Origin of the sequence: Nocardioides sp. (assembly GCF_047607365.1) — a bacterium.
In the GTDB taxonomy this organism is placed as follows: domain Bacteria; phylum Actinomycetota; class Actinomycetes; order Propionibacteriales; family Nocardioidaceae; genus Nocardioides.
In genome coordinates, this window is the sequence record NZ_JASGDD010000182.1 from 1 (window position 1) to 12,238 (window position 12,238).

The 12,238-nt window shown below is 70.5% G+C and carries 12 protein-coding genes; 9 read left to right on the forward strand and 3 right to left on the reverse strand.

Annotated features, from left to right (window positions below):
• The first annotated feature begins 159 nt into the window (after positions 1-159).
• From QM572_RS13960 to trmB, 8 genes are all read left to right on the forward strand, one after another.
• Complete coding sequence (locus tag QM572_RS13960) at positions 160-948, forward strand: DUF3027 domain-containing protein (protein WP_415094105.1); 789 nt, start codon at positions 160-162, stop codon at positions 946-948.
• A gap of 14 nt (positions 949-962) precedes the next feature.
• Positions 963-1,169, forward strand: a complete 207-nt coding sequence (locus tag QM572_RS13965) for a DUF2530 domain-containing protein (RefSeq protein WP_415094107.1) — start codon at positions 963-965, stop codon at positions 1,167-1,169.
• 36 nt (positions 1,170-1,205) lie between these two features.
• Complete coding sequence (locus tag QM572_RS13970) at positions 1,206-2,459, forward strand: MFS transporter (protein WP_415094109.1); 1,254 nt, start codon at positions 1,206-1,208, stop codon at positions 2,457-2,459.
• Between the two features lie 116 nt (positions 2,460-2,575).
• Positions 2,576-2,947, forward strand: a complete 372-nt coding sequence (rpsL, locus tag QM572_RS13975) for a 30S ribosomal protein S12 (protein WP_017932867.1) — start codon at positions 2,576-2,578, stop codon at positions 2,945-2,947.
• A gap of 1 nt (position 2,948) precedes the next feature.
• Entirely contained in the window at positions 2,949-3,419 is a 471-nt protein-coding gene (gene rpsG / locus QM572_RS13980) for a 30S ribosomal protein S7 (RefSeq protein WP_415094111.1), read from the forward strand.
• A 134-nt stretch (positions 3,420-3,553) separates the two neighbouring features.
• The gene (gene fusA / locus QM572_RS13985) at positions 3,554-5,626 is read left to right on the forward strand and encodes an elongation factor G (RefSeq protein WP_415094125.1); all 2,073 of its coding nucleotides are present in this window, start codon (positions 3,554-3,556) and stop codon (positions 5,624-5,626) included.
• Positions 5,627-5,725: 99 nt separating this feature from the next.
• Positions 5,726-6,919 (forward strand): elongation factor Tu, encoded by a 1,194-nt coding sequence (gene tuf / locus QM572_RS13990; protein ID WP_415094113.1) that lies wholly within the window; start codon positions 5,726-5,728, stop codon positions 6,917-6,919.
• Positions 6,920-7,072: 153 nt separating this feature from the next.
• On the forward strand, positions 7,073-7,876 hold the full coding sequence (gene trmB, locus QM572_RS13995) for a tRNA (guanine(46)-N(7))-methyltransferase TrmB (protein WP_415094115.1): 804 nt from the start codon (positions 7,073-7,075) through the stop codon (positions 7,874-7,876).
• A 105-nt stretch (positions 7,877-7,981) separates the two neighbouring features.
• Here trmB and QM572_RS14000 read toward each other — a convergent pair whose 3' ends face one another.
• Positions 7,982-8,947 (reverse strand): hypothetical protein, encoded by a 966-nt coding sequence (locus tag QM572_RS14000; RefSeq protein WP_415094117.1) that lies wholly within the window; start codon positions 8,945-8,947, stop codon positions 7,982-7,984.
• A gap of 16 nt (positions 8,948-8,963) precedes the next feature.
• On the reverse strand, positions 8,964-9,818 hold the full coding sequence (locus QM572_RS14005; RefSeq protein ID WP_415094119.1) for a hypothetical protein: 855 nt from the start codon (positions 9,816-9,818) through the stop codon (positions 8,964-8,966).
• A 54-nt stretch (positions 9,819-9,872) separates the two neighbouring features.
• Between QM572_RS14005 and QM572_RS14010 the strand changes: the two genes are divergently transcribed.
• Positions 9,873-11,153, forward strand: a complete 1,281-nt coding sequence (locus QM572_RS14010; protein ID WP_415094121.1) for an MFS transporter — start codon at positions 9,873-9,875, stop codon at positions 11,151-11,153.
• On the opposite strand, the gene speB is transcribed toward QM572_RS14010, so the two are convergent.
• Entirely contained in the window at positions 11,144-12,091 is a 948-nt protein-coding gene (speB, locus tag QM572_RS14015) for an agmatinase (protein WP_415094123.1), read from the reverse strand. The genes QM572_RS14010 and speB overlap by 10 nt on opposite strands.
• Positions 12,092-12,238: the final 147 nt, after the last annotated feature.

Sequence of the window (12,238 nt, forward strand, 5' to 3'; positions counted from 1 at the left end):
CCCGCGGGCCGCCGTTCCCGCCGCGTGCGCGGCCTGGGCGGCACGCGCACGGCCGTCGCCGGACCGGACCTCCTCGTCGCTCACCCGGCCATCTTCCCAAGTGCGCCCGCATCCGCGCTTCCCACCCCGACCTGACAGGGCCGCGCCGGATCAGGGATGATGGCCGGCGTGACCAGCCCCACTCTCACCACCGACGCCCCTCAGGCGCAGGTCGACGCGGCCCGCGCGGCCCTCGCCGACGAGACCGGCGTGGGGGAGTGGCTCGGTCGCACCGTCGAGGCCGCGGGCGACGATCCGGCCGACGGCACCGTCAGCACGCACTACTTCCGTGCCCAGAAGCCCGGGTACGTCGGCTGGCAGTGGTCCGTCACCCTCGCCGTGCTCGACGGGGCGGCCCCCACGGTCGACGAGGTGGTGCTGCTGCCCGGCGTCGAGGCGATCACCGCCCCCGCGTGGGTGCCCTACCGCGACCGGATCCAGCCGGGCGACCTCTCGCCGGGCGACCTGCTGCCCGTCTCCGACGAGGACCCGCGGCTGGTGCCGACGTACTCCTTCGGCGACGACGACCTCAGCCCCGACGCCCGCGCCCAGGTGAAGCAGGTCGCCGCCGACCTCGGCCTCGGCCGGGTCCGCACCCTCGGCCCGGAGGGGCTGGACCAGACCGCCGAGCGCTGGTGGAGCGGCCAGGGCGGCCCCGGCTCGCCGCTGGCCCAGTCCGCGCCGCACCCGTGCAGCAGCTGCGGCTTCCTCGTCCGGCTCTCCGGCACGCTGTCGCTCTCCTTCGGCGTGTGCGCCAACCGCGACGCCAACGACGACGGCCGCGTCGTCGCCTTCGGGCACGGCTGCGGCGCCCACTCCGAGGTCCGCCTGGCCCGCAGGCACGAGCCGCAGCCGCTCCCCGAGCCGGTGGTCGACGACCTCACCCCCGAGCTCCTCGAGTCCTTCTGACCGGACGGACGTCGATGGATCACCAGCCGGTCGACGTCGTCCGTGCCTTCCTGGCCGGGACGATCGCCTGGGCCGTCGCCTTCGTCGCGCTGCTGCCCTTCGCCGGCACCCTGGCCGACCACGACCGGTCCTGGTGGCTGTGGGCGAGCCTCGCCGGCGTCGGCATCGGCCTGCTCGGCTGGGAGCTCGCGCGGTGGCGGCGCCGGCGGTCCTCGCGATGAGGGAATGACCCACCCGATCCGATAGTTTCCCTATCGGTGTCCCCGACGTTCCGCGCGCTGCGCAATCCCAACTACCGCCTGTACGTGGCGGGGAGCGTGGTCTCCAACACCGGCACCTGGATGATGCGCGTCGCGCAGGACTGGCTGGTCCTGCAGCCACTGCACGGCGGCGGCGACGCGGTCGGGATCGTCACCGGGCTGCAGTTCCTCCCCGTCCTCCTCCTCACCCCGTACGCCGGGGTGGTGGCCGACCGCCTTCCCAAGCGCGTCCTGCTGCAGCTCACCCAGGCCACGATGGGGCTCTTCTCGCTCGTCTCGGCGATCGCCGCGATCACCGGCCACTCCTCGCTGTGGCTGGTCTACCTCTGCGCCCTCGGCCTGGGCGTCGGCTCGGCCTTCGACGCTCCCGCCCGGCAGTCGTTCGTCTCCGAGATGGTCGACCGCGACGACCTGACCAACGCGGTCGGGCTCAACTCGGCCAGCTTCAACGTGGCCCGCATCCTCGGTCCGGCGCTCGCCGGGCTCCTCATCGCCGCGTGGGGGAGCGGCCAGGAGGCGACCGGCTGGGTCTTCGCGCTCAACTCGGTGTCCTACCTGGCGGTGATCGTCCAGCTCCGCCGGATGAACCCCGCCTTGCTCCACACCCCGCTGTCCCGCGTGCTCGGCCGCGGTGCCCTCGTCGAGGGCATCCGCTACGTCGCCGGCCGGCCGGCGATGCTCTTCGTCCTCATCCTCGTCTTCTTCGCCGGCACGTTCGGGATGAACTTCCAGCTCACCAGTGCGCTCATGGCGACCGAGGTGTTCGGCAAGGGCGCCGGCGAGTTCGGCCTCCTCGGCTCGACCATGGCGATCGGCTCGCTCACCGGCGCCCTCATGGCCGCCCGCCGGGTGCGGATCCGGCTGCGCCTGCTCGCGCTGGCGGCGACCGGCTTCGGCGTCGCCGAGATCGTGGCCGGGTCGCTGCCGTCGTACTGGATGTTCGCGGCCTTCAGCCCGGCGATCGGGTTCTGCACCCTCACGCTCCTCAACAGCGCCAACTCGACCATGCAGCTGAGCGCCGACCCCCTCATGCGGGGCCGGGTGATGGCCCTCTACATGACCGTCGTCCAGGGCGGCACCCCGATCGGATCGCCCATCATCGGCTGGATCGGCGAGCAGTACGGCGCCCGGTGGACGCTCTGGCTCGGCGGGGGCCTCGTGCTCCTCGGCGTCGCTCTCGCCGTCACCCTCTACGCACGCCTGCGCGAGGGGTCCCTGAGCGGCCTCCGGAAGGCGTTGGTGACATTTTGACCCCCTCGACGGCCCGCCGGTAGGCTTGTCTCTTGTGTCTGGATGGGGTCCAGGCATTCCCACCTCCCTGGCACGGCGCCTCGGAGAGATATCCGCAACAGAAAGGGAACCACCCGGTGCCCACCATCAACCAGCTGGTCCGCAAGGGCCGCCAGGACAAGGCGTCCAAGACCAAGACGCCTGCCCTGAAGGGGTCTCCGCAGCGCCGTGGCGTCTGCACCCGCGTCTACACCACCACGCCCAAGAAGCCGAACTCCGCCCTCCGCAAGGTCGCCCGCGTGCGCCTCAGCTCCGGCGTCGAGGTCACCGCCTACATCCCCGGCGTGGGTCACAACCTTCAGGAGCACTCCATCGTGCTCGTCCGCGGCGGTCGTGTGAAGGACCTGCCCGGCGTTCGCTACAAGATCATCCGCGGCACGCTCGACACCCAGGGTGTCAAGAACCGCAAGCAGGCCCGCTCGCGCTACGGCGCGAAGAAGGAGAAGTGACATGCCTCGCAAGGGTCCCGCTCCGAAGCGCCCGATCGACGTCGACCCCGTCTACGGGTCGCAGCTCGTCACCCAGCTCGTCTCCAAGGTCCTGAAGGACGGCAAGAAGCAGGTCGCCCAGCGCATCGTGTACGCCGCGCTCGAGGGCTGCAAGGAGAAGACCGGCACCGACCCGGTCCTGACGCTCAAGCGCGCCATGGACAACGTCAAGCCGGCCATCGAGGTCAAGTCCCGCCGCGTCGGCGGCGCGACCTACCAGGTCCCCGTCGAGGTCAAGGGCACGCGCGGCACCACGCTCGCGCTGCGCTGGCTCGTCGGCTACGCCTCCGACCGTCGTGAGAAGACGATGGCCGAGCGCCTCATGAACGAGATCCTCGACGCCAGCAACGGCCTCGGCGCCGCGGTGAAGAAGCGCGAGGACACGCACAAGATGGCCGAGTCCAACAAGGCCTTCGCGCACTACCGCTGGTGACCTCTTGAGTACGCCGTCCGGCTCACCGGTCGGACGGCGTACTCCACCAGACCATCTCCCCAGTCCTAAGGAATCCAAAGACAGTGGCTGTCGACATCACCACGGACCTCAAGACCGTCCGCAACATCGGCATCATGGCGCACATCGACGCCGGCAAGACCACCACCACCGAGCGCATCCTCTTCTACACCGGCATCTCCTACAAGATCGGTGAGGTCCACGAGGGTGCGGCCACCATGGACTGGATGGAGCAGGAGCAGGAGCGCGGCATCACGATCACGTCGGCCGCGACGACCTGCTGGTGGAAGAAGCACCAGATCAACATCATCGACACCCCCGGTCACGTCGACTTCACCGTCGAGGTGGAGCGCTCGCTGCGTGTCCTCGACGGCGCCGTCGCCGTCTTCGACGGCGTGGCCGGCGTCGAGCCGCAGTCGCAGACCGTGTGGCGCCAGGCCAACAAGTACGCCGTCCCCCGGATGTGCTTCGTCAACAAGCTCGACCGCACCGGCGCGGACTTCTACCGCGTCGTCGACTCGATCGTGCAGAAGCTCAACTCCACCCCGCTCATCCTCCAGATCCCGATCGGCGCCGAGGGCGACTTCATCGGCGTCGTGGACCTGGTCGAGATGAACGCCAAGGTGTGGCGTGGCGAGACCAAGCAGGGCGAGGACTACGTCGTCGAGGAGATCCCCGCGGACCTGGCCGACAAGGCCGCGGAGTACCGCGAGAAGCTCGTCGAGACCCTCGCCGAGGCCGACGACGACGTCATGGAGGTCTACCTCGAGGACGGCGACACGTTCGACGTGCCGACCCTCAAGGCCGCCATCCGTCGCGCCACGCTGGCCGACAAGCTCAACCCGATCCTCACCGGCACCGCGTTCAAGAACAAGGGCGTCCAGCCTCTGCTCGACGCGATCGTCGACTACCTCCCGAGCCCGCTCGACGTCGACGCGATCGTGGGTCACAAGCCCAACGCCGACGAGACCCCGGAGAACGAGGTCATCCGCAAGCCGTCCGCCGACGAGCCGCTCGCGGCGCTGGCGTTCAAGATCGCCGCCGACCCCCACCTCGGCAAGCTCACCTTCGTCCGGGTCTACTCCGGCACGCTGGCCGCCGGCGCGACCGTGCTCAACACGAGCAACGGCCGCAAGGAGCGGATCGGCAAGGTCTACCAGATGCACGCCAACAAGCGTGAGGAGATCGCGTCGGTCGGCGCCGGCCAGATCGTGGCCGTCATGGGCCTCAAGGACACCCGCACCGGTCACACGCTGTCCGACGACAAGCAGCAGGTCGTCCTGGAGTCGATGACCTTCCCCGCGCCGGTCATCGAGGTCGCCATCGAGCCGAAGACCAAGGGCGACCAGGAGAAGCTCGGCGTCGCGATCCAGCGGCTCGCCGAGGAGGACCCGACCTTCGTCGTCAAGACCGACGAGGAGACCGGCCAGACCATCATCTCCGGCATGGGCGAGCTCCACCTGGAGATCCTCGTCGACCGGATGAAGCGCGAGTTCCGCGTCGAGGCCACCGTCGGCAAGCCGCAGGTCGCCTACCGCGAGACCATCCGCCAGGCGGTCAAGAACCACACCTACACCCACAAGAAGCAGACCGGTGGCTCCGGCCAGTTCGCCAAGGTGCAGATCAGCATCGAGCCGAACGTCGACCCCGAGACCGGCCTGGGTGCGGGCTACGAGTTCGTCAACGCCGTCACCGGCGGTCGCGTCCCGCGCGAGTACATCCCGTCGGTCGACCAGGGTGCCCAGGAGGCCATGGAGTTCGGCGTGCTCGCCGGCTACCCGATGGTCGACGTGAAGGTCACGCTCGAGGACGGCGCCTACCACGACGTCGACTCCTCGGAGCTCGCGTTCAAGATCGCCGGCATCCAGGCCTTCAAGGAGGCCGCCCGCCAGGCCAAGCCGGTCCTGCTGGAGCCGGTGTTCGCCGTCGAGGTCACGACCCCCGAGGACTTCCTCGGCACCGTGATCGGCGACATCAACTCCCGTCGTGGCCAGATCCGCGCGCAGGAGGAGAGCCACGGCGACCTCGTCGTGTCCGCCCTCGTGCCGCTGTCCGAGATGTTCGGGTACGTTGGCGACCTGAGGTCCAAGACCTCCGGTCAGGCGTCGTACTCGATGGAGTTCGACTCGTACGCCGAGGTTCCCACGAACGTCGCCGACGAGATCATCAAGAAGGCTCGCGGCGAGTAGTCCCGGTTCGGGGCACTCCGGGGATTTGTCCCCACGAGTCAGTGGCATCACCCTTTAGTACGAGTCAAGAGCAAGAAACCCACACAGGAGGAGCCCACAGTGGCTAAGGCGAAGTTCGAGCGGACCAAGCCGCACGTCAACATCGGCACCATCGGTCACATCGACCACGGTAAGACGACGCTGACGGCGGCCATCACGAAGGTCCTGCACGACGCTTACCCGGACATCAACCCGTTCACGCCGTTCGACGAGATCGACAAGGCTCCCGAGGAGCGTCAGCGCGGTATCACCATCTCGATCGCGCACGTCGAGTACCAGACCGAGGGCCGTCACTACGCCCACGTCGACTGCCCCGGTCACGCGGACTACATCAAGAACATGATCACCGGCGCGGCCCAGATGGACGGCGCGATCCTCGTGGTCGCCGCCACCGACGGCCCGATGCCGCAGACCCGTGAGCACGTCCTGCTCGCCCGCCAGGTCGGCGTCCCCGCCCTGGTCGTGGCGCTCAACAAGTGCGACATGGTCGACGACGAGGAGCTCATCGAGCTCGTCGAGATGGAGGTGCGCGAGCTCCTCAACGAGTACGAGTTCCCCGGCGACGACATCCCGGTCGTCCGCGTTGCCGCCTTCCCGGCGCTGCAGGGCGACGCCAAGTGGGGCGAGTCGGTCCTCGAGCTCATGTCCGCCGTCGACGAGTACATCCCGACCCCCGAGCGTGACACCGAGAAGCCGTTCCTCATGCCCGTCGAGGACGTCTTCACGATCACCGGTCGTGGCACCGTCATCACCGGTCGCATCGAGCGCGGCATCGTCAAGGTCGGCGAGGAGGTCGAGATCGTCGGCATCCGCACCACGTCGCAGAAGTCGACCGTCACCGGCGTCGAGATGTTCCGCAAGCTCCTCGACGAGGGCCAGGCGGGCGAGAACGTCGGCCTGCTCCTCCGTGGCACCAAGCGCGAGGACGTCGAGCGCGGCATGGTCGTGATCAAGCCCGGCACCACCACGCCTCACACCAACTTCGAGGCCTCGGTCTACATCCTCTCCAAGGAGGAGGGCGGCCGTCACACGCCGTTCTTCAACAACTACCGTCCGCAGTTCTACTTCCGTACGACTGACGTGACCGGCGTCGTGACCCTGCCCGAGGGCACCGAGATGGTCATGCCCGGCGACAACACCGAGATGGCCGTCGAGCTCATCCAGCCCATCGCCATGGACGAGGGCCTGCGGTTCGCCATCCGCGAGGGTGGCCGCACCGTCGGCGCCGGCCGGGTCACCAAGATCACGAAGTGAGCGTGAGGGCGGCGAGCTTGCTCGTCCGCCCGGCGTGAGCGGAGCGATCCGAGCTTCACCGAAGGCCCCCGGGGACTCCCCGGGGGCCTTCGTCATCCGCCTGGCGACGAAACCCCGCACATGCACGATTCGGGACCACGAGAGACTGAGGACATGACGGAGAGCTCCCACGACCGGCTCGGCAAGCTGGCCCGGTCCCGGAACGCCTCGCCCGAGGCCCGTCCGAACGTCCGGCTCGGCGAGGACGGGCGCCCGCTGCGGGAGATCCTCTCCTACAGCCGCCGGGGGAGCCGCTTCACCAAGCGCCAGGCCGAGGCGTGGGAGCGGCTCGCCGGCCGGTGGGTCAAGGGCGCCGACGCGGTCGAGGGCATCGAGGGGCCGCTCGACCTCAACGCCGCCTGGTTCGGGCGCGAGGCGCCGCTCTACGTCGAGATCGGCTCCGGTGTGGGCGAGACCGCGACGGCGTACGCCGAGGCGCATCCGGACGTGAACGTGCTCGCCTTCGAGGTCTGGCTGCCCGGGGTCGCCGACACCCTGGCCAGGCTCGAGGCGGTCGGTGCGGCCACGGGGCCGGTCACCAACGTCAGGCTGTGCACCGTCGACGCGGCCTGGTCGATCCGGGAGCTCTTCGCGCCCGGCTCGATCACCGAGCTGTGGACGCTCTTCCCCGACCCGTGGCACAAGGCGCGCCACCACAAGCGCCGGCTGGTGAACCAGCCGTTCGTGCACGCCGCCGCCGAGCGCCTGGCGGAGGGCGGCACCTGGCGGCTGGCCACCGACTGGGCCGACTACGCCGAGCACATCGCCGCGGTGATGGCGGACGAGCCGCTGCTCGCCGGGGGAGCGGTCGAGCGCTGGGCCGAGCGGCCGCTCACCAAGTTCGAGCGCCGCGGGCTCGCCGAGGGCCGTGCGATCGCCGACTTCGCCTACCGCCGCCGCCTGCCGCAGCGCACGTGACTGCTGGTGACTCCCGCACGGACGGCTCTCCTGTCGGACCCCACCGCAGCTGAGTGCGCGGCTGCGCGGTGCCCGGTGGGGCGGTGAGTGCCCCGCCCGGACGCCTCAGCAGGGACCGACGGTCGTCGACGAGGAGCCGGCGAGCAGCGGAGCGTTGGCCAGCGCCCGGAGCTTCTTCTTGTTCTTCGTCGTCCGCTTGAGCGTCCAGTAGCGCGCCCAGTCCATCATCGCCCGGGTGGTCACGGTGTGGCCGTTCGCCGGGTCGCCGCCGAGCACGCTCTGGCGCAGGTGGAACGCGGTGTTCCTGGTCGAGGCCGGACGAGGCGCGCGGTAGGTCACCTTGCCGTCGAGGAACCACGTGATGGTGGTGGAGGTCAGCTGCACGCCGACGACGTGCCACGCCGACTTCTTCGACTCGGTCGGCCCGGTCCAGTGGCGGTGATAGCTGAGGTCGCCGAACTGCGACCAGGCCGTCTCCGTGCCGGCGTACGTCGCGTCGGGGGCGTTGACGCCGATGGCGGTGCTCTTGCCGTCGGTCGGGTGGTAGCCGGACAGCAGGACGCTCGTCGGCGAGCAGCGCTGCGTCTCGGTGCCGGCGGGCACCAGCTCGATGCGGATGCCGGCGTCCTGCACGGGGTAGTCGTGCAGCTTGCCGTCGCTCTCGCGGATGGCCTGCGTGGTCTGGCCGGGGTCGCGCTGGGAGAGGCTGCGGAAGCGGACCTCCCAGCGGCCGTTGACCCAGCTGCGCGACATGTCGGTGTAGACGTCGCCGCCGTCGTAGTCGCTGATGATGCCCTGCTGGCCGTTGGCCTGGGCGCCGCCGAGCCACTGGCCGTTGCCGGTCTTGCTCCAGCCGTCGAGGCTGTGGGCGCCCTCGCGCGACTTGAACTCGTTGCGCACGGCGGCGGGATACCACGCGTAGGTCGAGCCGGCGTGGATGAGCTCGAACTTCGTGCAGCCGGACGCGCGTCCGCACGACCCCTTCTTCGCCGTCGCCGGAGCGGCGGCGAAGAGGGCCGCGCAGAGCGCGAGGACCACGGCCAGGACTGGAGCACGTCGTGTGAGCATCACCACAGGACGGTAACCCTTAGCAGGCCTTCTTATTCACCTTTTGGGTGGGCTGGGCGGCCTTTCCGAGCGCCTTGCCCTTCTTCTTCATGGTCCAGTAGCGGGCCCAGTCGAGCTGCAGCCGCGTCTTCTCCATCTTCGCGCCGTCGGTCGGCACCAGGCGGGCCTGCATCTTGAGCGCGACACCGGACAGCGCCGCCGGGCGCTTCTCGATCGCGGCGACGCGGCCGTCGACGAACCACGCGATGTGCTTGGTCGTCACCTCGACGCCGAAGACGTGCCACTCGTCGCCGCCGACCTTGCGGCCGAGCTGCTTCTTGTAGGCGAAGGTGTGGTTCGGGAGGGTGTTGACCGAGAACCCGGCGGTCGAGCTCTTCGACGGGCGGTAGTCGAGGAAGGTGATCTCCTGGGCGCCGCAGTGCCGCTCGGCCCTGTCGTCGGGGATGAGGGCCAGCTGGACGCGGAACGGAGCGGCGCCGGCGTACGTGCGGGTGCGCATGCGCGACTCCCAGCGGCCGGTGACCTTGGAGATCGTGCTCCAGGTCGACGCCACGGGACGGGCGTGGTCGCCGCCGTTGGCGACGATCGTCAGCATCCCGTTCTGCTGGTACTGCCGGCCGTTGCCGGTCAGCTTCCACTGCTGGGGAGCGGTGCGGCCGCCCTTGAACTCGTAGCGCGAGAGCACGGGATACCAGTTGTAGTGCGCGCCGGCGGACACGAGCTCGAAGGACGTGCATCCGCTGACCCGGCCACAGGGGTAGGACTGCGCGGGCGAGGCGGTCAGCAGTGCGAGCGGGAGCAGCAGCATCAGCGCCGAGCCGAGCGCGGCCAGGCGCAGCGAGAGCTTCTTCTTCATCAGGTTCTTCTCAGGCATTCGGAGACGCTAACCCGCTCGCCGCCTCCGTCCCAATCGAGGACAATGACCGCCGTGACGCTCGCCGACGCCCCTCGCGTACGCCGGCGGGCCCATCGGGCGTGGGCGGTGGCCGCGGTCACGATGCTGGCGCTCGTGGCGGCCGCGGGCTTCCGCTCCTCGACCGGGGCCCTCCTGGAGCCGCTCGAGGAGGACTTCGGCTGGTCCCGGGGCGCGACGTCCGGAGCCGTCTCGCTCAACCTCATCGTCTACGGCCTGACCGCGCCGTTCGCGGCCGCGCTCATGGGCCGGTTCGGCGTGCGGCGGGTGGTGCCGATGGCCCTCGTCCTCACCGCCGTCGGCTCCGGGCTCACGCTGGTGATGACCAGCGCGTGGCAGCTCTGGCTGCTGTGGGGCCTCGCGGTCGGCGTCGGGACGGGCGCGCTGGCGCTGGTCTTCGGCGCGATCGTGGCCAACCGGTGGTTCGTCACGCACCGCGGCCTCGTGACGGGCGTCTTCTCCGCCGCCGGCTCGACCGGCCAGCTCGTCTTCCTCCCCGCCATCGCCGCCCTGGCCGACGGTCCCGGCTGGCGGTGGGCGGCGGGCCTCGTCGCGGCGTTCGCGCTGCTGCTCGCCCCGATCGCCTGGCTGGTGATGCGGGACTCGCCCGCATCCCTCGGGGTGACGGCGTACGGGAGCGAGGTGGGGACGCTGCCGGTGCCGATCCAGCCCACGGCAGGCGCCGCGCGGCTGGCGCTGGTCACGCTGAGGCAGGTGGCGACGAGCTGGACCTTCTGGGCGCTCTTCGCGAGCTTCTGGGTGTGCGGCTGGTCGACCAACGGGCTGATCGGGACGCACTTCATCCCCGCGGCCCATGACCACGGGATGCCGGAGACGACCTCGGCCGGGCTGCTCGCGCTGATCGGCGTCTTCGACATCGTCGGCACGATCGCCTCGGGCTGGCTCACCGACCGGATCGACCCGCGGCTGCTGCTGTTCGTCTACTACCTGCTGCGCGGGCTGTCGCTGCTGTGGGTCGACCAGCTGCTCGGCGACGCGATCCACCCGAGCCTGTTCCTCTTCGTCCTCTTCTACGGGCTCGACTGGGTGGCCACGGTGCCGCCGACGGTCGCGCTGTGCCGCGAGCACTTCGGGCTGGAGCGCTCGGGCGTGGTCTTCGGCTGGGTCTTCGCCTCCCACATGGTCGGCGCCGGCGTCGCGGCGAGCTTCGCCGGCTGGACCCGGCAGGCGACCGGCACCTACCTCGGCGCCTGGATCACCGCCGGCATCCTCTGCCTCGGCGCGGCGGTGGTGTGCCTCATGATCCCGCGCCGTCCGGAGGCCGCTCAGCCCTGACCGGTGAGCGCCATCAGCGCGATCAGGTCGTAGGCCACGTGGGCGGCCGCGATGCCCGTGATCTCGGCATGGTCGTACGCCGGCGCCACCTCCACCACGTCCGCGCCGACCACGTTCAGCCCCGCGAGGCCACGCAGGACCTCCAGCAGCTCGCGGCTGGTCAGGCCGCCGGCCTCGGGGGTGCCGGTGCCGGGCGCGTGGGCCGGATCGAGCACGTCGATGTCGATCGACAGGTAGACCGGCCGCGCGCCGAGGCGGTCGCGCAGGCCGGCCACCACCTCGTCGACCCCCTTCCGGTAGACGTCGGCCGAGGTGACGATCCCGAATCCGAACCGGCGGTCGTCCTCGAGGTCCCTCTTGCCGTAGAGCGGTCCGCGGGTGCCGACGTGGCTGATCGCCTCGGTGTCGAGCAGCCCCTCCTCGACGGCCCGGCGGAAGGGCGTGCCGTGGGTGTAGGGCTCTCCGAAGTAGGTGTCCCAGGTGTCGAGGTGAGCGTCGAAGTGGACCATCGCGACCGGCCCGTGCCGCTCGGCGGCGGCACGCAGGAGCGGCAGGGCGATGGTGTGGTCGCCCCCGATCGTCAGCAGCCTGGTGCCGCTCGCGGCCAGGTCGGAGGCGGCCTCCTGCACCGTCTCCAGGGCGCTGGGGATGTGATACGGGTTGACGGCGATGTCGCCGGCGTCGACGACCTGGGCGATCTCGAACGGCGCGACGTCCAGCCCCGGGTGGTAGGGACGCAGCAGTCTCGAGGACTCCCGGATGTGGGCCGGGCCGAAGCGCGCGCCCGGGCGGTAGGAGACGCCGGTGTCGAACGGCACGCCCACCACCGCGATGTCCGCCGACTCGACCTGGTCGAGCCGCGGCAGGCGGGCGAAGGTCGCCGGGCCGGCGAATCGGGGAGTGAGCGAGCTGTCGAGCGGTCCGAGCGGTGCGGTCATGTCCTCAGGATCCCTCAGGCCGTCTCGGTGGTCGTGTCGGTGGTCGCCCCGGCCGCGGCAGGCGCCGGGGCGCCGGCCGTCACCTCGATCGGGTGGTCGGCCGCGGGGCCCGCGGGGACCCAGCGCGGCCCGTCGGGGCCGAAGGCG